27 protein-coding genes are annotated in these 22,548 nt (G+C 61.6%); 22 read left to right on the top strand and 5 right to left on the bottom strand.

Annotated features, from left to right (window positions below; genetic code table 11):
- Window positions 1–278 (bottom strand): transposase (locus tag DNK49_RS14000; protein WP_165843333.1); only part of this gene is annotated, 278 nt, incomplete at its 3' end.
- Window positions 279–596: 318 nt separating this feature from the next.
- Window positions 597–809, bottom strand: coding sequence for a helix-turn-helix domain-containing protein (locus DNK49_RS25160; RefSeq protein ID WP_110525612.1), 213 nt, complete (start codon window positions 807–809; stop codon window positions 597–599).
- Window positions 810–1,124: 315 nt separating this feature from the next.
- Here DNK49_RS25160 and DNK49_RS13990 point away from each other — a divergent pair, with 315 nt between their 5' ends.
- The 20 genes from DNK49_RS13990 (at window position 1,125) to DNK49_RS13895 (ending at window position 16,265) form a co-directional block, all read left to right on the top strand.
- The gene (locus DNK49_RS13990) at window positions 1,125–1,403 is read left to right on the top strand and encodes a hypothetical protein (protein ID WP_110525609.1); all 279 of its coding nucleotides are present in this window, start codon (window positions 1,125–1,127) and stop codon (window positions 1,401–1,403) included.
- Between the two features lie 406 nt (window positions 1,404–1,809).
- The gene (locus DNK49_RS13985) at window positions 1,810–2,202 is read left to right on the top strand and encodes a hypothetical protein (RefSeq protein WP_110525606.1); all 393 of its coding nucleotides are present in this window, start codon (window positions 1,810–1,812) and stop codon (window positions 2,200–2,202) included.
- Between the two features lie 3 nt (window positions 2,203–2,205).
- Window positions 2,206–2,469: a hypothetical protein gene (locus tag DNK49_RS13980; RefSeq protein ID WP_110525603.1), complete on the top strand. Its 264-nt coding sequence runs from the start codon at window positions 2,206–2,208 to the stop codon at window positions 2,467–2,469.
- Entirely contained in the window at window positions 2,469–3,290 is an 822-nt protein-coding gene (locus DNK49_RS13975) for a RecB family exonuclease (protein ID WP_110525600.1), read from the top strand. Before DNK49_RS13980 ends, DNK49_RS13975 begins: the two co-directional genes overlap by 1 nt.
- Window positions 3,265–4,419, top strand: coding sequence for a recombinase RecT (locus DNK49_RS13970; RefSeq protein WP_207806982.1), 1,155 nt, complete (start codon window positions 3,265–3,267; stop codon window positions 4,417–4,419). Before DNK49_RS13975 ends, DNK49_RS13970 begins: the two co-directional genes overlap by 26 nt.
- A 5-nt stretch (window positions 4,420–4,424) precedes the next feature.
- Window positions 4,425–5,186 (top strand): hypothetical protein, encoded by a 762-nt coding sequence (locus DNK49_RS13965; RefSeq protein WP_110525594.1) that lies wholly within the window; start codon window positions 4,425–4,427, stop codon window positions 5,184–5,186.
- A 19-nt stretch (window positions 5,187–5,205) separates the two neighbouring features.
- Window positions 5,206–5,418: a hypothetical protein gene (locus DNK49_RS13960; protein ID WP_110525591.1), complete on the top strand. Its 213-nt coding sequence runs from the start codon at window positions 5,206–5,208 to the stop codon at window positions 5,416–5,418.
- 76 nt (window positions 5,419–5,494) lie between these two features.
- A complete protein-coding gene (locus DNK49_RS13955; RefSeq protein WP_110525589.1) occupies window positions 5,495–6,421 on the top strand; it encodes a recombination-associated protein RdgC in 927 nt (308 codons plus the stop codon).
- Between the two features lie 26 nt (window positions 6,422–6,447).
- Window positions 6,448–6,699, top strand: coding sequence for a hypothetical protein (locus DNK49_RS13950; protein ID WP_133255106.1), 252 nt, complete (start codon window positions 6,448–6,450; stop codon window positions 6,697–6,699).
- Window positions 6,696–8,504: an AAA family ATPase gene (locus DNK49_RS13945; RefSeq protein ID WP_110525584.1), complete on the top strand. Its 1,809-nt coding sequence runs from the start codon at window positions 6,696–6,698 to the stop codon at window positions 8,502–8,504. Before DNK49_RS13950 ends, DNK49_RS13945 begins: the two co-directional genes overlap by 4 nt.
- Window positions 8,501–8,680, top strand: coding sequence for a hypothetical protein (locus tag DNK49_RS13940; RefSeq protein WP_110525581.1), 180 nt, complete (start codon window positions 8,501–8,503; stop codon window positions 8,678–8,680). The genes DNK49_RS13945 and DNK49_RS13940 overlap by 4 nt, the downstream gene beginning before the upstream one ends.
- A gap of 10 nt (window positions 8,681–8,690) precedes the next feature.
- Entirely contained in the window at window positions 8,691–10,184 is a 1,494-nt protein-coding gene (locus DNK49_RS13935; protein ID WP_110525579.1) for a hypothetical protein, read from the top strand.
- Between the two features lie 96 nt (window positions 10,185–10,280).
- Complete coding sequence (locus DNK49_RS13930) at window positions 10,281–10,517, top strand: hypothetical protein (protein ID WP_110525576.1); 237 nt, start codon at window positions 10,281–10,283, stop codon at window positions 10,515–10,517.
- A 72-nt stretch (window positions 10,518–10,589) separates the two neighbouring features.
- Window positions 10,590–10,805, top strand: a complete 216-nt coding sequence (locus DNK49_RS13925; protein WP_110525573.1) for a hypothetical protein — start codon at window positions 10,590–10,592, stop codon at window positions 10,803–10,805.
- Window positions 10,802–11,011: a hypothetical protein gene (locus tag DNK49_RS13920; protein ID WP_110525570.1), complete on the top strand. Its 210-nt coding sequence runs from the start codon at window positions 10,802–10,804 to the stop codon at window positions 11,009–11,011. The genes DNK49_RS13925 and DNK49_RS13920 overlap by 4 nt, the downstream gene beginning before the upstream one ends.
- 7 nt (window positions 11,012–11,018) lie before the next feature.
- Complete coding sequence (locus tag DNK49_RS13915; protein WP_110525650.1) at window positions 11,019–11,582, top strand: hypothetical protein; 564 nt, start codon at window positions 11,019–11,021, stop codon at window positions 11,580–11,582.
- On the top strand, window positions 11,572–11,787 hold the full coding sequence (locus DNK49_RS25155; RefSeq protein ID WP_110525567.1) for a DUF4224 domain-containing protein: 216 nt from the start codon (window positions 11,572–11,574) through the stop codon (window positions 11,785–11,787). The genes DNK49_RS13915 and DNK49_RS25155 overlap by 11 nt, the downstream gene beginning before the upstream one ends.
- Before the next feature lie 7 nt (window positions 11,788–11,794).
- Entirely contained in the window at window positions 11,795–12,844 is a 1,050-nt protein-coding gene (locus tag DNK49_RS13905) for a tyrosine-type recombinase/integrase (RefSeq protein WP_207806981.1), read from the top strand.
- 635 nt (window positions 12,845–13,479) lie between these two features.
- Complete coding sequence (locus DNK49_RS13900) at window positions 13,480–14,190, top strand: ABC transporter substrate-binding protein (protein ID WP_165843332.1); 711 nt, start codon at window positions 13,480–13,482, stop codon at window positions 14,188–14,190.
- Window positions 14,191–14,315: 125 nt separating this feature from the next.
- The gene (locus DNK49_RS13895) at window positions 14,316–16,265 is read left to right on the top strand and encodes a diguanylate cyclase (protein ID WP_243632369.1); all 1,950 of its coding nucleotides are present in this window, start codon (window positions 14,316–14,318) and stop codon (window positions 16,263–16,265) included.
- Window positions 16,266–16,283: 18 nt separating this feature from the next.
- Here DNK49_RS13895 and DNK49_RS13890 read toward each other — a convergent pair whose 3' ends face one another.
- The 3 genes from DNK49_RS13890 to DNK49_RS13880 all read right to left on the bottom strand — a co-directional run bounded on the left by DNK49_RS13890 (window position 16,284) and on the right by DNK49_RS13880 (window position 20,742).
- Window positions 16,284–17,387, bottom strand: coding sequence for a lipocalin-like domain-containing protein (locus DNK49_RS13890; RefSeq protein WP_243632368.1), 1,104 nt, complete (start codon window positions 17,385–17,387; stop codon window positions 16,284–16,286).
- A 164-nt stretch (window positions 17,388–17,551) separates the two neighbouring features.
- A complete protein-coding gene (locus DNK49_RS13885; RefSeq protein ID WP_110525555.1) occupies window positions 17,552–20,068 on the bottom strand; it encodes an FtsX-like permease family protein in 2,517 nt (838 codons plus the stop codon).
- The gene (locus DNK49_RS13880) at window positions 20,065–20,742 is read right to left on the bottom strand and encodes an ABC transporter ATP-binding protein (RefSeq protein ID WP_110525644.1); all 678 of its coding nucleotides are present in this window, start codon (window positions 20,740–20,742) and stop codon (window positions 20,065–20,067) included. Before DNK49_RS13880 ends, DNK49_RS13885 begins: the two co-directional genes overlap by 4 nt.
- Window positions 20,743–20,875: 133 nt before the next feature.
- Between DNK49_RS13880 and hpnC the strand changes: the two genes are divergently transcribed.
- Entirely contained in the window at window positions 20,876–21,712 is an 837-nt protein-coding gene (gene hpnC, locus DNK49_RS13875; RefSeq protein WP_110525552.1) for a squalene synthase HpnC, read from the top strand.
- Window positions 21,709–22,542 (top strand): presqualene diphosphate synthase HpnD, encoded by an 834-nt coding sequence (hpnD, locus tag DNK49_RS13870; RefSeq protein WP_110525549.1) that lies wholly within the window; start codon window positions 21,709–21,711, stop codon window positions 22,540–22,542. The genes hpnC and hpnD overlap by 4 nt, the downstream gene beginning before the upstream one ends.
- Window positions 22,543–22,548: the final 6 nt, after the last annotated feature.

The following is a 22,548-nucleotide window of genomic DNA, read 5'->3' as shown; positions in this document are numbered from 1 at the left end:
CTGGCAAGCTTGAGGATCTCGTTGGCCTTGCGAAGCTCACGGACCTCGCGTTCCAGCTCTTTGACGCGCTTCTGATCCGCGGTGGTCGGCCCCTCGCGCTGGCCGGAATCTCGCTCATGCTGACGCATCCAGGTCAGCAAGGTCTGCGAGGTGCAGCCGATCTTGGCGGCGATCGATTCAATTGCCGCCCATTGCGACGGATGGTCGCCACGACATTCGGCCACCATGCGCACGGCGCGCTCACGAACTTCGGGGGAGAACTTCACTGACTTCTTCATGGCTCTATCTTCTCAAGAACTAGAGCCTCCACCAAACCCGGGGCGATTCATCTGGACTTGTATTGCTGTGATCATCGGCACACTCGCTTTTCCGGATATGCCAGTCGCTGCGCCAATCGCTCTAGGGAAGCCGGTAGATTTGCAGCACGGTGGAGGTTGCCGAAAGAGCTCACCGCCTGGGAAATGTTGCCACGCAGATAACCGTACAGGAACAGTTCATTGTCATTGAGGAGTAATTCGATTGATCACATCCGTAACGATCCTGATCGATTGACATCTTTACAGCCTGAGATGCCCATCCACCATACAGGTCCGCATCTACGCTTCTTTGTGTAACTCGCCACGAGGGATGTCTCTACGCTCTCTCGCCTCAGCGCGCAGCTTCCCGAGTAGTCGCTGGGCCTCGCCTTCATCCGATAACACCAAGCCCAGCAAGATCTGGACAGGCTCAGGAATGTCTCGGCCGCTCTCGTAGCGGCAACCTCCGGACTGTGTAATCCCGAAGATCCGCCAGAACTCCTTCTGAGTCATCCCTCGGCTGAATCGGTAACGCCTCAAGGCCCCTGAGTCGAAGTTTGTCACGTGCGTACTCCGGCAAAATGCATATTCTAGTAGCCTCAAAGGAATACGCAATGCATATTGCATGGAACTGCATCGGCGCACAATGTACGTTTGCGAGGCACCTCCGCTACCGGAGCAGCCAGCGGAAAATCCCCTAGTTGAACAAAAACAGACACTTGCTGGAAAGCGTCGCAGCGCCCGCCTTCAGCTTGGTGAACGGGCGGTCTCTCCGATGCGGATAGAATAAGGGCTCCTACACCGCCACCTATCCGTAAAGGAGAGACCATGAAGAATGACGAAGTTTCGCCAACAACTGTTGCCGATCTCGAGAAGCGCCTTCACTCCATACTCGGCATGACGACCGCACTTCAAGTGATCACGCTCACTCTCATTAATACTCATCCGAACCCGAATGAGATCGCGAATCAGCTTGAGCACCTTACTGAGCTTGGCGTTGCACGAATGCTGCCCTCCGGATGCCCTGACGCAGTCGTTCAGGCATACCAGGACGCAATCGCATCCGCGTGCGCGTGCGCAAACGAGAGACGAACACAGCTTGGCTGATGATCTCGCAGATCGCTAACTCAGCATAATGCGGCATCCCATTCAGAGCGGCTGCGGCCTGTGTTCCGGCTGCTTGCGCGGCAGTTGAGAGCGTTTTTGCGCGTTCAGCCATCTCCTGAATCCGCCTCTCAAGCGGATCGGGCTCATCCTTAGTTTCCATCGCTTCCTCTCTCAGCCCGCCCAGTGCGGGCTTTTTTGTGCCCGGCGTTCGGGAGTGAGTGAAGTATCGCATAAAAATATTCGTCGGACTATTGCTTCCACAAAACAGTCGGACTAATATCTATCCCAAGCACTACCGATCAACACCACCGAGAAGGCCAGACGCGGCTGGATCACCGGGCGACTCCGCGAAGACCGCGCCCGGTATTTTTCTCGATGGTGACCATCAACGCCTGGGGGACACGACATGCAGCACATCACACAGTACGGACCTGGGGACTACAGCATCGTCCCGATGGCCAGCGTCATCGACCCGCGGTACGACGCCGAAAGCACAGCCAGCCGCGACGATCGAATCCAGGTCATTGCTGCGCACTACTGGGACCGCAACATCGGCGATCCGGTACGCGCCGATCGCCTGCACGAAGCCATCAGCGAGGTACTGGGCTGCATGGATGAGGCCGAGATCGGCGAGCTCGGGCAGATGGCGAGCAACGGCCCCGACTTTCTCGGCGCCTGGCTCATTGCCAAGGCCACCGACTGGCTGCAGGCCGAGTGCGTGGAGCGGGCCCGGGCCGATGTCGATCGCGAGGACTCGCAGATCATGGCCGAAGCCGTCGTGGCACGAATGGGGTACTGAGCCGTGGCCGCCCTCCTTCGTCGCATCCGCCGCGCCGTCCTGCTCGCCCGCATGGCGATTGCAGCGGCCGATCTCGACTGGGCCCTGCGTCACGCGCCCGACATGGCCGTCGAGAAGCGCAAAGCGCTTTGGCGCGCCGAACAAGCGATTGATCGATTTGATTCCCGCCATCCGGTGCGCCGCGTGTCGATGGACGCCGTGGTTGTCGTGGTTTCCGCCGCTGGCGCCCTCCCCTTCCTTTTTCTCGATCTCCTGGAGAAGCTCTGATGAATGCCCCTGAATACCTGCCGTCGCTCACTGTCCGGGCCAGTTCCTGGGCAGGTCTTTTCGACTGCGCTTACCGGTGGGAGGGCATTCACCTCCTGAAGCTGCGCAACGTTGTCGGGCTTCGCGCGGCGCTGGGTACCGCGATCCACGCCGGTACCGCCGTGTTCGACCAATCTCGCCTGGATGGCACCGGGCTTACCGCCGATGACGCAGCCGGCGCCATGGTGGACACACTGCGAGACCCAGAAAACGAGTTCGACCCGACGCGTGACGACATCACGATCTCCGAGGCGGAGCGCGTGGGTCTCACCCTGGTATCGAAGTACTGCATCGAGGTGTCGCCGCGCTACGACTTCGTTGCAGTCGAGATGGAGACGAAGCCGCTCGACATCGACTGCGGCAGTGGCGTGATTGTGCGGCTGACGGGAACCATGGACCGCGCACGAATCCGCCGCCAGGGCGACGGCGTTGGGATTGCCGACCTCAAAAGCGGATCCGCGGCCGTCCAGAAAGGCGCAGCCGTCACGAAGGGACATGGCCCGCAGATCGGCACCTACGAGTTGCTCTACGAGCACACCACCGGCCAGCCCATCACTGACGACGCCGAGATCATTGGCCTCAAGACGAAAGGCGCGGCCGAGATCGGTACCGGGACGATCCGCAACGCAAAGCGCGTGATGGTCGGCGGCGATGGCGCACCCGGGCTTATCGAGTTCGCTGCCGAGATGTTCAAGACCGGCCGCTTTTACCCCAATCCCAAGTCGTTGCTTTGCTCGGAAAAGTACTGCCCGCGCTATGCGACGTGTCGCTTTCACGATTGAACAAACACTGGAGAGAGATATGGCTACCAATCTTGCAGACCTGAAGCAGGGACAAAAGCCGAACAACCCGATCGCTGCATTCAGCAGCTTCATGGACAAGCTTAAGCCTCAGCTGGCGCTGGCGCTGCCGAAGCACCTAACCGCAGACCGCATGGCCCGCTTGGCGCTCACCGCTTTCAGCACGACGCCGAAACTGCAGGAGTGCGACCCGAAGTCGATCGCTGCGTCGATCATGACCGCAGGACAGCTTGGGCTTGAGCCGGGGGTGAATGGCGCCGGCTTTCTCGTGCCGTACGGCAGGACCTGCACCTTTGTGCCCGGCTGGAAGGGACTTGTGGATCTTGTGTCTCGCAGCGGTCGCGGGACGGTCTTCACTGGCGTGATCTTCAGGGATCAGGAATACACCTACACCGATGGCGCGCGCCGCGACCTTGTGATCCACAACGAGACAGACCTAGACGACCCTAGCGACATTACGCATGCGTATGCGATCGGGTGGGTGAAGGATGCAGCGATGCCGATCATCGAACTGTGGCGCGTCACGAAGATCCAGAAGCACCGGGACAAGTACAACAAGCAGGGCAACAAGCATTACAGCTTCCGCGACTGGGAGATGTACGCCCGGAAAATCCCGCTCTTGCAGGTACTGAAGTACATGCCGTGCTCGGTTGAAGTGCAAAACGCCATCGCAATCAGCGATGCCGCCGAGCGCGGCAAGGGCGCCGTCATCGAAGGCAACTGCGTCATCGTCGGAGACGACATCTCAACGGACGAGAAGAGCGAAAGCGGAGTAGACCAGCAGCAGATCGAGCAGAAACAGCCCACCACCATCCCGCAGCAGACCCGCGCACAGGAAGCCGTCCATCACGACGCGGAAACTGGAGAGATCAACGACCCTGTCGGCGGCCAGCAGCAGGGCGACGGCGCCCCCACCTTCGCCGACGCCCATGCCGCCGTGCGATCCGGTGATCTTGACCTGGCGCGCGACATCGCTCGCAGCCTGCCCGATCAGCAGCGCCAGCAGATCGAAGCGGCCATCGCCAACCTGAGCGGCGATCAACAACAGCAGGACGCCTCTGTGCGCGGCCGTGGCCGTCAGCGTAGTCAGGGCGGGCTGGGTCTGGAGTGATCGACATGAGCAACCAGACCCTGCACGACCTTCTGTCTGCACGCGTCGCTGAGTTCTCTGCGAGCGACCGTCCGCGTGAAATCATCGACGCCGCTGTCGAGGCGATGTTCAAGGACATCATCAAGGACGCATTCCGCAGCTACGGCGATATGGGCAAAGCTGTCGGCGAGGCGATCAAGTCCGCGATGCCGTCCAACATCTCCGATATGTTCGAGCTCACCAGGTACAACGCGATCGTCGCCAATGCACTGCGCCAGCAGTGGGAGAGCAGCGGCGTCGAGGGTGACATGCTGCGCCGTGCAAACGAGGCCATGGCCGAGGCGCTGAAGAACGACGTAATCCCCGAGCGCGTGTCGCTGCGCGAGCTGCTCAATCTGTTCGTCGAAAAGAACAAGGACGATGCAGCCCAGCACCAATGGAATCACCCGGAGATCCGGTTCCGCGAAAGCGAATATGGCGGGATGCAAATCTTCTTCGACCCCGAGCCGGAGGCCTCGCATCGGGAAGGTCTCTACTCACGCGAGCGCAGCGAATGGGCTCTCAAGCACCGGATCTGCGTGAGTTGGGATCTTCGCAATCCGGAGCTCGACGAGAACGGCCATCACATCGGCACCGTGTATTCCGCGCAGATCGACAAAAACCCCATTGGCCGCGACTTCAACATCCGGACCCGCTGGGAGCGCCTGATCGCTGCCCTGTACTTCGGTGCCGCGAAGCTGGTGATCGACTGCGACGAAGACGATTTCAGCTACGGCATTTACGACTGATCAGCCGCCGGAGAACACCATGAGCACCACACAAATTATCGCGCGCGACGCCTACATCCGCACCACCCGCAGCGACGGCAAATCGACAGTCACGCAACACCGAGTCTGGGACGCCGAGCGCTTTCTTGCGGCCCAGCAACGTGAAGCGATGGAGCGCGCACGCAAGGACAACGTGCCGCCGGACATCGTGACCTCGGCCACCGCGGACGAGTACCGCAGCGCCCGCGCCTGATCAACGGGGCGCCGCCGGCTACCTCCCCTCTCTCCCCCAACCGGCCGGCGGTTGCCCCACCCAACACGAGAACGACATGTACTTCAAGAATGCACAAATTTACCGCACCTCAACCGAATGGCCGATTACGCTCGACTCCCTGCGCGAGCAACTTGCAAAGCGCCCTGCCCGCCACTGCGGCAGCCAGGATGGAGAATCCAGAGGCTGGGCATCGCCCGCCGGTGGCGAACTGGTGCACGCAGTTGGCGGCCAGTGGCTGATCTGCCTGCAGACGGAAACCAAGATCCTGCCCTCGTCCGTTGTGAAGCGCATGGCGAACGAACGCGCCGATGAGATTGCCCAGCGCCAGGGCTACAAGCTCGGTCGCAAGCAGATGAAGGAACTCTGCGAGCAGATCACCATGGAGTTGCTGCCGACCGCGCTGGCCAAGGTCTCGCGCACCTATGCATGGATGGACCCGGTGAACGGCTGGCTTGCGGTCGATGCGAGCAGCAAAAGCAGGGCGGAAGACGTGATTGAGATGCTCCGCTATACGCTCGAAACGTTCCCGCTTGCGCTTGTCCGAACCAACCGCTCACCAATGAGCGCAATGGCGGACTGGATGTCCGCAGGCGAGGCTCCGGAAGGCTTCACCATCGACGATGCCTGCACTGTCCGCAGCATCACTGAAGACCGCAAGGAAGTCTCCTACCGGCGCGGCATCGACGAAAAGCAGATCATGGAGCATCTAGAGCACGGATGTCTGCCGATCAAGCTCGCGCTGACGTTCGATGACCGCATCAGCTTCGTGCTGACCGAGAAGCTCGAGATCAAGCGCCTGAGCTTCCTTGATGTCGTGACCGAGCAAATCGGCAAGCCTGAAGATGCTGCAGCACTGTTCGATGCTGAGTTCGCGCTGATGACCGGTGAGCTGACGCGAATGCTGAGCGCGGTCGTGGATGCCCTTGGCGGTGATCTGCACAAGGAAGAGGATTTGATCAGCCAGGCGAAGGTGGTGACATGACCACGCGGCGTCGATTTCACATCTGCATGTCCATCGAAGGCTTCCTGAGTAATAACCGCTACCCAGAGGACTTCGGCGTCTTTCAGCGCGACAACGGGACTGAAATGAGCCCAGATGAAGCGCTGACGTATCTGGTCACCGAAAAAGCCAAGGGCAACACAGTCATACCCTGCTCCGCCGAGTGCGGGAACCCTTGCAAGCAAGCCGGCTGCAAGGGGTTCGACTTCACCGGTGGCGGTTGCCCCGGCTACGAAATCACAGACGAGGCAGAAGCATGAAACTCCATCACATCCACGTCGAGAACCTGCTCGGCGCCCGCCAGATCGATCTACCCATCACCCAACCCATCACCCTGCTGGCGGGCATGAACGGTGCAGGGAAATCCTCGATTCGTGACGCCATCAGCCTGGCGCTCACCGCAGAACTGTGCCGCGTCAGCAAGAAGGGCGAAGCCGCAGCGCTGCTCAGTGAAGGCGCCAGCGCCGCCCGCGTCTTTGTGCAGACCAGCGATCGCGACTACGAAGTCGTCATCAGCAAGGCCGGCAAGATCACCGACGGCGCCGCCGGCATCGAGCCGCACCCGGCCCTACCCTTCGTGCTTGATGCCGCCCGTTTCGCACGCCTCACTGACACCGAGCGCCGCACCATGCTGTTCGGCCTGCTCGGCATCGAGACCAGCCACAAGGCGATCGCCGAGCGCATGACCCGCAAGGGGCTGGATACGAAGAAGACCGAAGCCGTACTGCCAGTGCTGCGCGCTGGATTTGCTGCCGGAGAGAAGCACGCCAAGGACGAGGCCTCGCAGGCCCGTGGCGCATGGAAAGCCGTCACCGGTGAAGCCTACGGTGACAAGAAGGCCGATGGCTGGGCGCCGGAAACACGCGAAGTCGCCGGCGACGCCGTCACCCTGGCCGAGAATGCGGAAGCCAAGGCTGGCGAACTGACGAAACATATCGCGGGGCTACAGCAAGAGCTCGGCGCCGCGAAAGCCGCTCAGCAACATGCGCTCCAGCACGCACAGCGCGTCGAACGCCTGCTCGAACAGGCGGGCATGATCGACCGCATCAAGGCGCGACTGGCCACGGCCGAAGAGAACGCCGCAGCATGCCGCGCTCAGCTTGCCAGGGCCGGCGGAGAAGACCCGAAGGCTCCGGCGAGCTACCTGTTCCGCGGGCTGGCTGGGGCGCTGAACGAAGCCATTTACGTCATCGAAGAAGAAGGCCTTCGAACCAGGTGCGAAGGACTGATCAACCGCGCGAGCGCCCACCTCGCCGAATACCGCAAGCTGCACGGCGATCCGAATGCAGAACCCGCCGGACCTGCGCGCACCGAAGAGATCCGCCGCGGCCTCGCTACTGCTGAGTCTGGCGCCGCCAATGCCCTCCGGGACCTCGCTGCAGCCGAAGCCGCAGCCGCAGAGCTTGTCGAGCTCGAGAAGTCACCGCTCGAACTGCCGAAAACGGCCGACATCGAATCGCGACTGGCTGACGCTCAGCGCAGGCTCGCCGACTGGCAGGCAGACGCCCGCAAGTACCGCGAGGCTGCCGGAGCAGCAGAGCGCCGCGCCAAGCAGATCAGCGACGCCACCCGCCATCACCAGGACGTGCAGCAGTGGTCGGCTATCGCCGACGCGCTCAGTCCGAACGGCATCCAGGCCGAGATGATCGCCGAGGCGCTCGACCCGCTGAACAGGCTGCTGTCGGAGCACGCCGCGCTCGCCCAGTGGCAGCCGGTGCGCATCGGGGCAGACATGGGCATCACGGCTGGCGGTCGCGATTATCGGCTGTGCTCGGAATCGGAGAAGTGGCGCGCTGACGCCCTGCTCACGGTCGCCATTGCGGTGCTGTCGGGCCTGCGCTTCGCGGTACTCGATCGCATGGACGTGCTCGACGTTACCGGCCGCGAGGATGCGCTTTACTGGCTCTCTGAAATCGCCGAGGCCGGTGACATCGATACCGTCATCGTGCTGGCCACCCTGAAGTCTGCACCCCCGGCGGCTGCACTGCCGGCACACATCGCAAGCCACTGGATCGAGCGCGGGACGCTCATTCAAACCAACGAACTGGCACGGGAGGCAGCATGACCCCCGACGCCATCCGCGAACGCATCGCACGCGAGTCGGCACGCAACGAAATCAGCGGCAACACCGCGCTGATCCTGCGCGAAATGCTCGACCTGATCGAAGCAGCAAAGACCCCCGAACAACCCTGCGCCGAGTGCGCCCGCCGTACTGAGTGGGCCACCGGGGCGAAGTGCTGAGGATCACACAATGAACGCCCGCGAGAACACCCTCACCCCGCTGCGCAACCTGATCGCTATCCACCTGGACGCTGCCGGCGAAAGCCCGGCTGACAAGATTTCCAAGGCGATTGGCAAGGCGGATTACCCGTCCGTGGTCATCAAGGAGTTGAATGCAATGCGCACCGATGGCCTGATCGAGTGCGAGCAGCGCGGCAAGAAGAAGGAGATGGCGTACTGGCTGTCAGTGCCAGTGTCGCAAGTGACCGGCATCGAGCCGCCGGCAGCGGAGGCGCCGAAGGAATCTACGCCGGTCATCGTTGGCAGCCTGCCAGCAGGGATCACCGAGGGCACCCGGGCGGCGCAGATCTGGAGCGTGCTGCCGGAGCATGGCGAGCCGCCCATCTCCGCGCGAGAGATCGCGGCGCGCGCAAAGAAGGTCGTCGGGTTGATTGCGCCCGTGCTGACAACGATGCACCAGCGCAGCCAGATCGCGCGCGTCAGCGAATCGAGCGAAGGCTATCTCTACACCAGGCCTGCCCCCAGCGTGGCAACCGAACCCCAGCCGGCGGAGGGCAATATCACCGGCAGCAGCGCATCGGATGTCGTGACGACTTCATCTGAGGGCGTTGCCGTCCATCAACCCGCGCCGGATGCCGCAGTCTCCCTCTCTGCGGCCCCGGTTGCGGTGGACGATACACATCAACTCGACGACATCAATGTCGCCGACTCGGCGTACCAGATGGCCAGTGCGGAGCATGACGATTGCGGCACAACCCCAGAGCCCGGCGACAGCCATGCAACGCAGGCCGTTAAGCTCGCCGTAAAGAACTACAACGGGCGGATCGAAGAGAAGGCGCGAGCCGACGAGCTCCGGCAGGATGTCGCCGGCCTGATGTCCGTGATCTACGACATCCGCTGCGCCATCGGCGATCCCCTCGGCAAGATCATGCTCGGCGATCTAGCGCAGCAGATTTCCGAGGCGCTGCAACTCAGCGAGGCGCATCGTCAGGACGTGATGGCACGCGAGCACCAGATCGAGACTGCCGCCGAATGGCTCGCCGAAGTCGTCGAAGGTGGCGAAATCGAGCCGTGCGAAATGGACATCAAGGAACTCGCCATGCGGGCATCGGGCGAGCTGCGCAACGCCCGCGCCATGATCGAAAAGCTGGAACACCAGTTGGCAAGCCACGAGCAGGCGATCGGCGAGATTCACCGCGCCTGTGACGATGTCCGCGCGCCGGAAGGCATCGTTGCGGAGCGCGTGCGCAAGCTCGCCGAGATGGTTTGCACTCTGCGCATGACCACAAACGCGCTGGCCGAAGACCCCGCCGTCGATCTGCAGGATGCGGCCACCGGTTATCTGATCCGCGTGCCGAAGCGCCGCCCGCGCGTGGTCACGAAGCCCGAGAGCGCCCGGGCCGCTGCGCTGGCTGCTGCGAAGGTGGCCGGGCGGGCTGAGGTGATGGCGCTGGTGCCGGTCGGTCGTGCCGTGCGCGGGGCTGAGTGGAGGGATGCGGAATGAACGACCAAATTCGCGCGCTGATCTTTGAGGTCTGCAACGACTGGGTTTCGAGAGGAAACCTTTACACAGACGACATTCATGAGTGGGAGAAGTGACATGGCTGAATGGAATTTGCTGCCGTTTGAACAGGCAAAGCTGGAAAGGGTTGCGCGGGATGAGGCGCTGCTTTCGCAAGAGGATCACTCTTACCTGCCGAAAACCCCGGAGCAGGCAGATAGCTTCGTGCCGCACGAGTGGGTGCTTGAGGCGATGCGACATGCCTACTCACTAGGCCGGGTGGCCGGGGTGCACAGGGCACGCGAGGACATCCGCAACGCGCTCGGCGTGAAGTGACGCCCAACGCAGAGCTAAACGGCGCCCGCATGGCGTCCGATTTGAGCGCCGAGCTGGGCGCAGGAGGATGAGATGAGCGATTTGATCAAGGCCATGGCGCTGTGTGTAGACGAAGACCACTGGGACATCATCGTCGATCAGGATGGGCTGCGCGCCGCAGCCACCTACGGGGACGACCGGGAAACGCGCAGACTGCTGGCGGAGCGCATCGTACTCTGCTGGGAAGCCTGCCGAGGGCTCACGAACGATCAGATTGCCGCCGGCATCCGGGCGCTGGAGGTGGAATGATGGCGCCGATCAAAGAACGCCCTATTCTGTTCAGCGCGCCGGCCATGGCCGCCATCATTGCCGCCGCGACGCTCGCCGCCTGCGCGACGCCTGCAGCCGCCCCTACGGCAACCAGCCCAATCACTGACGCAGAACGTGTGCAAGCCTACTGCGCGGCAGCGCTGATGCCGCCGGGCTTCGCGGATCTCTGCAAACCTGACAACTGAGGTGATCATGCCTGCCCAGACAGCTGCAGCCCCTGCACTCTCCCGCGCCCATCGCCGAGCCATCGAGAAAGCTGCGCGCCGTGCGCCCAAGGCCACAATCCACCGCCATCGCAAGCGCACAGATCTGCCGTTGCGCCTGATCCCGTGGAATATCCACGGCGTCTGGGCGCCGCTAGACACCATCCTTGATCGGCTCGAAAAGGACGGAACGATCGAATGGTCTGGCGGCGAGCCTGTGCTCTACGACGCCGGGACTGCAGACTGGCACAACAGCGCTCAGGCCATTCGCGGCATCGCGGACTTTCACGAGATCGCAGCCAGGCGCAAGGGCTGGACGATCAATACAGAGCCAATCCACCGCATTGCTCGGCTGCTTGAGTCCGATGACGAGATTACCCAGCAGGATATCGACGACGTGCGTACCTGCTCGGCAATGCTCCGACGACTGTCGGGTGAGCTCACGCTGGGCGAGGCACGTGCATATCTCAACGAGACGTGCATCAGGATCGAGGTCGAGCGAGCGGGGTTGTGTGACAGCATCGAGATGGAGACGACAGGCCATGGCCTCTGATCTGTTTCTGGATGACGAAGAACTCGTTCGCCTCACCGGCCGACGTCGTAAAAGCGCTCAGCTACGGGCACTCAGGGCAATGCGGATCGCTCACCTCGAGAACGCCGCAGGTGAACCCGTCGTGCCGAGATCAGCAATCGACGGGAACCGTCGCGACGCGCATGCAAAACCTGCAGAATGGTCACCTGCGGTACTGAACGGATAGGTCGGTTATGAAGGGAAAGACAACGCGCCTCCCGCCGCACATGCGCGCCATGCGCAAGTCCAGCGGGAAGACCTATTACTACTTTGATCGAGGCATCCAGTCGGATGGATCGCGCCCGTTCGTCCCCCTGGGCTCCGACTATCTGGAAGCCCTCAGAAAGTATGCTGATCTCTCGATCAAGGCGGTGAAGCCCGCCGCGACGTTCGGAGAGGCTGTGCGTCGGTTCCAGGTTGAAGCGCTCGCAGAACGAAAACCTTCCACCCAAAAGGACATTCTCTGGAGCCTTCCGCATCTGCTGGAGTTTTTCGATAACCCCCCTGCTCCCTTCGCAGGCATCAAGCCTGTGCATGTCAGGGCCTATCTCGACCGACGCGCGAAGACCGCCCCTGTCCGCGCAAATCGAGAAATTGCATGGTTCTCAGTGATCTGGAACTGGGCGCGCGAACGCGGCATCACCGATGTCCCCAACCCTACCGCCGGCGTACGGCGCAACAAGGAAACGGGCCGCACCCACTATGTCACCGATGAAGAGCTCGAGGCGATCAAGGCCGAGGCCTGCCAGCCTCTCAAGGACGCGATTGATCTCGCTTACCTCACCGGGCAGCGCCCGGCAGACGTGCTCAAGCTCAACGAAACAGACATTCGAGACGGCGCGCTGGAGTTGCGGCAGAACAAGACGGGGATGCCTCTTCGTATCGCGCTCACCGGAGAGCTTGGCCAGCTGGTCTCCCGGCTGATCGAGAACAAGAGATCCCATTCAGTCCGCAGCCTGGCGCTTCTCGTCACGGAGAAAGGCGTTGCAATGTCCAAGCCCATGCTGCGCAGACGATTCGACATCGCTCGCGAAGCCGCGGCAGCGAACCCGAAAAACAAGGAGTCCGCGATCAGGATCCGCGCTATGCAGTTTCGTGACCTTCGCGCAAAAGCGGCAACCGACAAAGCGGACTCAGCAGGTGATATCCGCCAGGCCCAGCAACAACTCGGGCATGCGTCCGTCACGATGACCGAGCACTACGTCAGAAAAAGACGTGGCGCGAAGGTCAGCCCGACCAAATAAACCGGTTTTCATCACAACTCGTCACCGTGTAAAATCAACACCTTATCTTGTGGATAAACTTGATCAACGATAACCAAAAAACACAATAACCAGTTGTTTTTATAGTTTTTATTCTTGGATTTAGGTTCCAGCGCCGCAAGGCGTGAGAGTTCGAGTCTCTTCCCTCGCACCACAGGTCTTCATGTTGCGTGCCACGAGCGAGCCCCGCCTTACTTGAATTGGAAGTTGGTTTGCGCGGCAGTCATCGTAGGTGCAGGCGCATTTTCTGGCGTTCAAATAAATACTCGGCGTCTGGTTATTGTTATGGCTTGACCACCGCGCTGCGACCATGCCACGCTTGGGTTACATCCTCCTGGCAACGCTCCATAATGACCAACCGTCTTCATCGCGGGCTTCGCGCGACGACTCATTCCGATTCGGTCTGAATGAAACTTAGTCGGCGCATCGTCTTTCTTGTCACTGGGGTCCTGCTTGGCTGTGTGCCATGTTGGGCGCTGGCTGCCGAGATTGCCATTGCGCTCACCCGCAGCGCGCCCGCACACCAGCAGTTTTCCGAAGCGATCAGGGCACGGGCCAGCAGTTTGCCGCATCGCCTGTCCGATCTGGGTGATAGCGAGTCAGGCCTGGATCAGACAGTGCTGAACCGCGCAGATGCCGTCATTGCAGTTGGCGCAAGAGTGGCCGCAGAAGTGCTGGCACAAACCTCCAAGCCCGTGCTCGCGGTCATGTTGAGTCAAGCACAATTTTCTGCGTTACGCGGAGCACACCCTGGCAAACCCTTGTCGGCAATCGTGCTTGACCAACCCATTTCCAGACAACTTAAGCTCGCCGCAGCAATCCTGCCCACCGGTGCTCAACTCGGCGTACTTGTCGGACCTGATAACGGAGCGCTTCTACCCGAGATCCGCACAGCCTCCCGCGAAACAGGCGTCACTGTGGACGTACGTGAGGTCAGCTCAACAGATGAGTTGCTGCAAAAACTGGATAGCTTGTTGAAGGCCAATGCAGTACTACTCACACTGCCCGACAGTCTCCTGGCCTCACAGTCGTCAGCGCGCACCATTCTGCTGACCAGCTATCGCTATCGCAAACCCATATTGGCGTACTCCAGAGCTTATGTTGAAGCAGGCGCGCTGGCAGCCGTTTACAGCTCGCCAGAAGACGTCGCAAGGGATGTTGCCGATTGGGTCACCGACTTCAATACGAAGATCGCGGCACCGCCGACGTCGTCACCTCCCAGACAATTTTCCATCGCGGTCAATCGCCAGGTTGCGCGCGCCCTGGGGCTTGAAATAGCCTCTGACAAAGCGCTTCTCGACCAGGTCAAGGGGGCTTCGAGGCCATGATGTTGTTGAACCGCCTCTCCCTTCGCAAGCGCCTGTTGGCTGTAGGGTTGCTCCCAGCGGCCTTGTTGGCCGCCGCGTTGACGACGCTTTTCCTGGTGCGAAGCACGCATTCGATGGATTCTGCCTTGAGTGAGCGAGGCGTTGCCATCGTCAGCTTTCTGGCGCCAGCATCGGAGTATGCCGTCATCTCCGGCAACCAGATGACCTTGAGCAGCTTGCTGCAGGCGGTACTCGAGCAGCCCGATGTCGTCGCTGCAGCCATTTACGACCGGGAAGGCAGTTTGCTTGCGGTCAGCGGCCGTCCGAGAATTGTCAATCGTGACGAGGTGACCAATACCAAAAGCGCAACAAAGCTGTTCGTCAGTGAGGACCGTGCCGGATTTGCGGCACCTGTCGAATCTGCGCCCATGTTTGTCGATGACTGGCTGGAGCCGCACCTGCGCGGTGCCCCAAGGGCTCCCGTAGAGTCAATCGGTTGGGTTTATGTCGAGCTAGACACCATGACCTTGTCGAACAACAAGCGTGACATCGTGTTGTCGACGGTCATTGTCCTGTTCATCGGGCTTGGGCTCGCCGGGGTGCTTGCGTCACGCCTTGCGGGTGCGGTGAATGCGCCACTGGCAGGCCTGGTTGGTGCCGTTCGCCGCATCGCAGGGGGAGACCTGGATGTCCGCGTTGGAGAGGATGCCAGCAGCGACGAGTTGCGCGCACTGCAACTGGGTTTCAACTCCATGGCCAACTCCATCTCTCAAGCGCAAAAGACCCTGCAGATGCGCATTGATGAGGCCACCGAGCAACTGGCCCATCAAGCGACCCATGACCCCCTGACCGGCCTCCCGAATCGACGTGCATTCGAACAGGCTCTTGAAGAAGCGATCGCGCAGTCGCGCCGCGCAGGTGATCGTGGCACCCTGTGCTTTATCGATCTTGACCGCTTCAAGATCGTCAACGACACGTGCGGACACGCCGCTGGCGATGAACTACTGCAGCAGATTGCGCGCTTGATTCGTCAGCGAGTCAGGGCAGAGGATCTGATCTGCCGTATTGGCGGCGATGAGTTTGCGCTGATCCTGCACGATTGCCGGCCGGAGGACGCCCTCCGCTTGGCGGAGTCGCTACGCGAGGCCGTCGCCACCTTCCGCTTCACGTGGGAGGGAAGACGCTTCTCGGTTGGGGCCAGTATCGGTCTGGTACGTATCGATGGTAGAACCAGCAGTGCTGCCGACCTGCTGGTGGCGGCCGATCTAGCCTGCTATTCGGCAAAGAAAGGTGGGCGGAACCGTGTGGTGGAGTACCAGCCCGACGCATCCGGCGGCAGACGCAAGACCGATATCATCCTGAACAACGACCCTCCACTGAGCGGTGGCATTCCGTACGGACGTCTGAGTCTTCACCAACAGAAGATTGTCACCCTGGGCAGAGCCGATGTGCCGGAGTGGATCGAGATCCTGCTCCGCACCCGCGGTGCTGACGACGAGATCGCCTCCCCCAAGGAGTTGCTGGCCAGCATCGAGCCGTCGGACAAACTGTTGGAACTGGATCTGTGGGTTGCTGAACAGGTTTGCTTTGCGCTTTCGCGCAGAGCGGGTTCATCAATGCCCACATTACGCTTCAGCCTGAACCTGAGCGCAGCATCCATCACCCAGGCGTCCCGCTACTGGACGCGGATGGAGTCCCTGCTGCAGACGACCGGGATGCCGGCGGATCGTCTGGTGGTGGAGTTCCGCACCAGCATTGCCGAGCAGGCGCCGGACGAATGCGCACAGTTCGTTCGCGAAGCGCGCCGCGTCGGTGCCTCGATTGCACTTGAGAAACTCGACGGTGCATCCATTGGCCTGCTGCGTAGCCTGCGGCCCGACTATGTCAAGATCAGCCTGAAGACCCTTGTCGAATCCTATGGTCTTGAGGCCGGCTGCAACCTTGCTCAGGCTCTTTGCGGAATGGCCGATGCGCTCGATATCCCGACTGTTGCATCGGAAGTGGAAGACGAACTGCTACGCGACGCCCTGCATAATTATGGTTTCCAGCATGCGCAGGGCCGGCTGATCTCGCCTACCGAGCCCTTGCCGGATTGAGACCTTGATGATGGGACATTACATGTCCAGGCGCTGGCTGTAGCCCGTCATCTCCAGGTAGCCGCGTCCCAGTTCCGCACCGGTGTTACCGTCCTTCAATCGAACGGCCCCCTCCCAATAGATCGCGCCGGTGGACCTCCGGCTATCCAGTTCCTGATCGTCCATCAAGGGCTCGACGCGCAGATCGCCTGGCAAGTTTCCGCCACGCTGAGGGATGTGCACTCGCCACTCCACCACATACCGGGCACCGGTGCGCGGGGACTGCCAGTATCGTAGCGGCTCGAAGCGAACCTCACCGGGGCCAAATGTCTGCTGCTGTCCTGTTGCCATGGCATGGGTGCCGGCGGTCCACAGTGCCTTGCCTTCCTCGCCACGCATCTGAAACGCCATCAGCCCGCCTCCGTCGTGCAGGTTGATGCCGATCCAGTCCCAGCCTCGCGCATTCTGCGGCAGGATTTCGCTGGACCATTCATGATCCAGCCATGCAAGCCCGCGAACCACATGCTCGCCCGCCCCGATCCGCAAACTGCCGTGAGTCAGCAACTGTGGCCGGCTGTAGTAATAGCTGGCCAGCTTTGGGTCCGGTGCCTTGCGGCTGTATCCCTCTGCTCCGTTGAGCACTGGCTGCGATTGCGGAATGAAGCTGAGATCCAGTGCAAACTCACCGGCGTCGATCTGGCTGCGATACCCGCCCGTTACGCCGTCCACTTGCGTCCATGCCAATGTCCAGTCGCGCAGTTTGATCTTGGTGTGATCCAGTCCAATATCGTTCAGTGGTGGCAGCAAACGTTCGCTCCGCTCCGCGTGCAGCAGGCGTCCGTACTTCGGATCGGCGATGGCGGCATGGGCGAGGATCAACTGACCCGGCGCAAAACGACTCGCTCCGGGATTTTCCGGGCGTGGGCGAACCCGGAAGAAGGTCACCTGAAAGCCCCGCTCATGCCCATCGGTATCATTGAGCCAACCGGTCACATACCACCACTCGGTGCGAAAATCCGGATGGGCACCATGATCCCGTGGAAAGCTCAGCTCAATGCCTTTCATGACCTCAGGATAGGCGTCGGCGCGCGTACTCGACGTCTCGTCTGTCGCCCCCCCAGCGATGGCGCCCGGGGGGGACACGAGACCCAATACACCGACAGCGAGCAGCCGCCACAAGGCGACAAATACCTCGTTTCGCAAGGTTCCGCACATGCGTTTCCAGACATCCTTGTAAACGGTGCCGTCTATTGAGCACAATCCTCCCCAAAAGGTATGGCGAAGCGACATTTCACGGTTTGTTGTACTCACCAATCCTCCTTGACCGCCTGCACGGCCGATTGCCGCATTGCATTCGCCGCAGCCAGCGGTGCCACACAGGCCGCCAGCAGCACCATGCTCAACCCAAACAGCGCCAAACCCAGCGTTGGCACATGCACGTCCATGCTCCAGTGAAAACTCTGACGATTCACCACCTCGATCAGGATCCACGCCACCGCCCCCCCTGCGAGCATTCCCACCATGACCCCTGCGAAGGCCGTCAGCCCCCCTTCGAACGCAATCAGTCGCGCAATCTCCCGACGTCTCACGCCCAGGTGGCGCAGCAGCGCAAATTCTCCGCGGCGCGCGGTGGCGAGCGCGGCAAAGGTCGCTGCGACACCAAATAGTCCGATCAGAATGGCAACCGCCTCCATCAGATAGGTGATCAGGAACGTACGATCAAAAATTGCCAGACTGAGTGCCCGGATTTCGTCGCGGCGGGCGATCTCGATTCGATCAGCGCCGAACCGGGACCTCAGCGCCACACTGATCTCATCTGCCAGTCCAGGGTCTGTGAGCTCGATGGCAACATCATTGACCCGATCATCGCGGGTCAACTCGAGATAAATCGAGCGTTCGATGATCACAGCACCGTTCTGTCGGGCGTAGTCACGCCACACCCCAGCCACCCGAAATCCTACCCGGCTGCCGCCAAGGGGCAGATCAAGCCGCATGCCAGGCGCCAACCCCAGCAGGTCTACCAGGGTTTCGGAGATCCATACCGAAGGTAGCGCCTCACCGTCAGCCGCGCCCCCCTTTTCCGGTGCTGCCACGGACACCAATGGCAAGGCCACGCCACCCTCTACGTCGCGCGCAATCAGGGTCACGGGTGGGCGACCGTCTATCAGGCGCAGTGTCTGCGCACGTAGTGGCGTAAGACTGGACACCCCCGGCAAGCCGCTGATCCAGGCCAGCGCACTGGCATCGAGATAGCCCGTCGATGACGAGGCAGACGCCCGCAGATAGAGATCGGCCGGCAGCACCTTGCTCAGCCAGTCATCAACCGACACCCTGAACGAGCTCACCATCACTGCCATCGACACCGCGAGCGCCACACTTGTCACCACGCCCGCGCCTGCCACCACCGCCTGCCCAGGTATGGCCGACAAACGGCCTCGGGCCAGGCGCCACAGCACGCCTCTGCCAAAATCGAGTAGCCGCACTGCAAACCGGGTGCATCCAGGCAACACCAACACTGCTGCACACAACACCAGTGCAATCGCAAGATAGCCACCGACTGGAGTCCAGGCTATCGGTGGCAGCTGGCAAACCAGCGCTGCCAGCATCAGGCAGCCCAGCACGGCCGGCGAACGGCCACGTCCAATCTGTTGCACCACCCCCTCGGCGGAACCCGCTTTTAACGCGACGGCAGGCTGGGCCCGCGCCGCATCCCGTGCAGGCAGCCATGCACCCGCCACCCCGGCGAGTATGCCCAATGCAAGGTAAGCCGCATTCACTGCAGGCGAGATCACCAGTTCGGGCCGGATATCGGTGAAGTATCCCGCCCCCAGGTCACCACCAATCAGCTCGAAGGCAAGCACTGTGACCCCATGTCCCAGCACCAGTCCAAGCAGACCGCCTACCAGCCCGGTCAGCCCCCCTTCAATTAGCACGCCCCTGAGCAGGTCTGCACGCGCCATGCCGAGCGCCCGCAACACGGCAAACTCGCGGCGACGTCGCACCACCGACAACCACTGTGTCGAGAAAATGAGAAACCCTCCCGTCAGCAGCGCAATCGCAGCGAGCATGGTCAGGTTGACCCGGTAGGCGCGCGACAAGGCCATGATCTCGCCACTGCTTGCCTCTGGCGTACGGATTTCGACGCCCGGCGGCATCAAGTCAAGCAACGTGACGCGGGCCTCCTCACGGCGCACGCCAGGCGCCAGACGCAGATCGATTCGGCTCAGGCGGCCGAGGTGATCAAAGGTCTGCTGTACGGCGGCAATATCCATCACGCCATACGCCTGCCCCGCCATTGCACCTGGCACGGCCCCCGCAATCCGCAAGGTGTGAACATTCACCCCCGACTGCACCTCAAACGCCTCGCGTCCATCCATCATGGCCCGGGCGGCTGCGGTCAGGAAGACGGTGTCCCGATCCAGCGTCGCAAGACGGTCGCCCCCCTCATCAATCTGGGGCACCAGCGCGGCTTGAACATGCACCACCCGGAACACATCGACACCATAAATTCGCAAACTCCGGTCCCGTCCCGGCAATCTGGCCTCGACTTCGATCACCGGGCTGGCCTCGCTCACTTCCTTGCGCTGGGCAAGAACCCAATACAACGACTCGTCAAAACCTTCCCGGCTGCCAACAACCTGTAGATCAGCCTCGCCAGCCAACTCACGTGCGCTGCGGCCGAACTCGTCCAGCGCAGCGCCATGGATGAGCTGCACGGCCAGACCCAGGGCAACACCGAGCGCAATCGCGAGCAGTGACAGCAGGCTCGCGAACGGGCGATGAAACAGACTGGCAATGAACAAGCCTGCGAGCTTACGGTTCATGCGTGATCCGTCCGTTCGACCAGACCTTCCGCAGTGAGCTCCAGGATGCGATCTGCACGTTTCGCAGCTTGCAGCGAGTGTGTCACCAGCAAGCCGGCCGCTCCGCTTTCACGGATGCTGTCGAGCAACAGATCAAGCACTTCGGACGCTCGCGCAGGGTCCAGATTTCCCGTCGGCTCGTCGGCCAGCACCACCGCTGGACGATGCACCAGCGCACGTGCGATCGCTACCCGCTGCAACTCGCCGCCAGACAGCTGACTGGGCCAGTCGCCGCTGCGCTGTCCCAGACCGACCCGCGTCAGCATGGCCTGCGCCACGTGCTCGGCGGCGTTGTCAGTGTGTCCGGTCAGCCACAAGGGCAAGGCGACGTTGTGTAGCAAATTGAGGTGGGGGAGCACATGAAAAGCCTGGAACACAAAGCCGAATCTCTGACGCCGGATCGCCGATAGTGCATCGTCGTTCAGACCGACCAGTTCCGTTCCGTCGACCCGGATGCTGCCGGCGCTGGGCGGCTCCAAGCCAGCAATGCAGTTGAGCAAGGTCGATTTGCCGACACCGGACTCGCCGGTGATCGCTACGCATTCACCTGCGGCAATTTCGAGTGCCAGACCGGAAAAAATCTGCCGCGTGGGTGGGCCGGGGAGTGTTTTGTCGAGTTGGAGTATTTTGAGCATGGCAGCAATGACCAAAGACGATGCCGGAAGTGCCCGGACGCCGACATCGCTTATACTCCGGCCGCCCTACCCTCGCCAGCAGGATCGTCCTGCTGACGGACACCGTAGGACTGCCCCACTCCACCGCCAGCGCATGCCCGTCGATCATTACGAAAACTTTCCGGTCGCTTCCCTGTTGCTGCCCGCGCATCTGCGTGAGCCGGTCGAGGCCATCTATGCCTTTGCTCGCAGCGCGGACGATGTGGCCGATGAAGGAGATGCCAAACCGATCGAACGTCTGGCCCGGCTCAACGACTATCGCAACGCGCTCAACGCAGTGGAGCGTGGGCAAGCTGTCAGCGACCCGAGCCTGGCGGCGATGTTCGCACGCCTTGGTGACGCCATTCGCCGACACCAGTTGCCGGTGCAGTTGCTGCGCGACCTGCTCGACGCCTTCAGCCAGGATGTCGGCAAGACCCGCTATGCCGACTTCGACGAATTGCTCGACTACTGTCGTCGCTCCGCCAATCCCGTCGGCCGCCTGATGCTGCATCTTTACGGCGCTGCGACGCCGGACAACTTGAACTGTTCGGACAGGATATGCAGCAGCCTGCAGTTGATCAACTTCTGGCAGGACGTTGCCATCGACTGGCGCAAGCAGCGTATTTACCTGCCGCAGGACAGTCTCCAGCGATTCGGCGTGACCGAAGCGGATATCGACGCGCAATGTTGTGACGCACGCTGGCAAGCCTTGTTGAAGTTCGAAGTCGAGCGTGCCCGTGCGATGATGCTGGCGGGCGCCCCACTGGCCCACCGCCTGCCCGGCCGCATCGGGCTGGAGCTTCGCCTGGTGGTGGCGGGCGGTTTGCGCATCCTTTCCCGCATCGAGGCGGCTGGGTACGATGTCTTCCGCCACCGCCCCAAACTCGGGCGAGCCGATTGGCTGGTGGTGGCCTGGAATGCCCTGTGTCTGAAGAAGAACGATCAATGAACCCACACGACTATTGCCAGGACAAGGCTGCAGCCAGCGGCTCCAGCTTCTACTACAGTTTCATGTTCCTGCCGCCAGAACGGCGCCAGGCGATCACCGCACTTTACGCCTTCTGTCGTGAAGTCGATGATGTGGTGGATGAGTGCCATGACGTTTCCCTGGCCCAGACCAAGCTCGAGTGGTGGCGTCAGGAGATCGCCCGGGTCTTCGATGGCACGCCCACCCATCCGGTCGGCCACGCGCTCAAGGACATCATGACCCGCTTCAACCTGCCGCGCGAACAATTGCTCGAGATCATCGACGGCATGGCCATGGATCTGCAGCAAACCCGCTATCTCGACTTCAAGGGGCTGCAGCTTTACTGTTACCGCGTTGCCAGCGTCGTCGGCCTGCTGGCGGCCGAGATCTTCGGCTACACCGACCGGCAGACGCAAAAATACGCCCACGACCTGGGCATGGCTTTCCAGCTGACCAACATCATCCGCGACGTCGGCGAAGATGCACGGCGCGGTCGTATCTACCTGCCCATCGAGGATCTGCAGCGTTTCGAAGTGCCTGCCAAGGACATTCTCGAAGCCCGCTACACTGACAACTTCCGTCGTCTGATGCAGTTTCAGTACGAACGTGCCCAGCAGTTCTACGACCAGGCTTTTGCACAGCTGCCCAAGGTCGACCGCAAGAGCCAACGCCCCGGTCTGGTGATGGCAGCCATTTACCGCACCTTGTTGCGCGAAATCGCCCGCGATGGTTTTCTGGTGCTGGACCGGCGGACATCACTGACCCCACTGCGCAAGGTCTGGTTGGCTGGCTGGACCTGGATGAAGGGATAAGCGCGA

The sequence above is a fragment of the Parazoarcus communis SWub3 = DSM 12120 genome (genome assembly GCF_003226565.1).
Taxonomy (GTDB): Bacteria; Pseudomonadota; Gammaproteobacteria; order Burkholderiales; family Rhodocyclaceae; genus Parazoarcus; species Parazoarcus communis.
This window is presented reverse-complemented; position numbering and strand designations above follow the sequence as displayed.

Coding starts and splice junctions, on each gene's coding strand:
- DNK49_RS25160 (WP_110525612.1), bottom strand. CDS start 809: ATGACTCAGAAGGAGTTCTGGCGGATCTTCGGGATTACACAGTCCGGA.
- DNK49_RS13990 (WP_110525609.1), top strand. CDS start 1,125: ATGAAGAATGACGAAGTTTCGCCAACAACTGTTGCCGATCTCGAGAAG.
- DNK49_RS13985 (WP_110525606.1), top strand. CDS start 1,810: ATGCAGCACATCACACAGTACGGACCTGGGGACTACAGCATCGTCCCG.
- DNK49_RS13975 (WP_110525600.1), top strand. CDS start 2,469: ATGAATGCCCCTGAATACCTGCCGTCGCTCACTGTCCGGGCCAGTTCC.
- DNK49_RS13970 (WP_207806982.1), top strand. CDS start 3,265: ATGCGACGTGTCGCTTTCACGATTGAACAAACACTGGAGAGAGATATG.
- DNK49_RS13965 (WP_110525594.1), top strand. CDS start 4,425: ATGAGCAACCAGACCCTGCACGACCTTCTGTCTGCACGCGTCGCTGAG.
- DNK49_RS13960 (WP_110525591.1), top strand. CDS start 5,206: ATGAGCACCACACAAATTATCGCGCGCGACGCCTACATCCGCACCACC.
- DNK49_RS13955 (WP_110525589.1), top strand. CDS start 5,495: ATGTACTTCAAGAATGCACAAATTTACCGCACCTCAACCGAATGGCCG.
- DNK49_RS13950 (WP_133255106.1), top strand. CDS start 6,448: ATGTCCATCGAAGGCTTCCTGAGTAATAACCGCTACCCAGAGGACTTC.
- DNK49_RS13945 (WP_110525584.1), top strand. CDS start 6,696: ATGAAACTCCATCACATCCACGTCGAGAACCTGCTCGGCGCCCGCCAG.
- DNK49_RS13940 (WP_110525581.1), top strand. CDS start 8,501: ATGACCCCCGACGCCATCCGCGAACGCATCGCACGCGAGTCGGCACGC.
- DNK49_RS13935 (WP_110525579.1), top strand. CDS start 8,691: ATGAACGCCCGCGAGAACACCCTCACCCCGCTGCGCAACCTGATCGCT.
- DNK49_RS13930 (WP_110525576.1), top strand. CDS start 10,281: ATGGCTGAATGGAATTTGCTGCCGTTTGAACAGGCAAAGCTGGAAAGG.
- DNK49_RS13925 (WP_110525573.1), top strand. CDS start 10,590: ATGAGCGATTTGATCAAGGCCATGGCGCTGTGTGTAGACGAAGACCAC.
- DNK49_RS13920 (WP_110525570.1), top strand. CDS start 10,802: ATGATGGCGCCGATCAAAGAACGCCCTATTCTGTTCAGCGCGCCGGCC.
- DNK49_RS13915 (WP_110525650.1), top strand. CDS start 11,019: ATGCCTGCCCAGACAGCTGCAGCCCCTGCACTCTCCCGCGCCCATCGC.
- DNK49_RS25155 (WP_110525567.1), top strand. CDS start 11,572: ATGGCCTCTGATCTGTTTCTGGATGACGAAGAACTCGTTCGCCTCACC.
- DNK49_RS13905 (WP_207806981.1), top strand. CDS start 11,795: ATGAAGGGAAAGACAACGCGCCTCCCGCCGCACATGCGCGCCATGCGC.
- DNK49_RS13885 (WP_110525555.1), bottom strand. CDS start 20,068: ATGAACCGTAAGCTCGCAGGCTTGTTCATTGCCAGTCTGTTTCATCGC.
- DNK49_RS13880 (WP_110525644.1), bottom strand. CDS start 20,742: ATGCTCAAAATACTCCAACTCGACAAAACACTCCCCGGCCCACCCACG.
- hpnC (WP_110525552.1), top strand. CDS start 20,876: ATGCCCGTCGATCATTACGAAAACTTTCCGGTCGCTTCCCTGTTGCTG.
- hpnD (WP_110525549.1), top strand. CDS start 21,709: ATGAACCCACACGACTATTGCCAGGACAAGGCTGCAGCCAGCGGCTCC.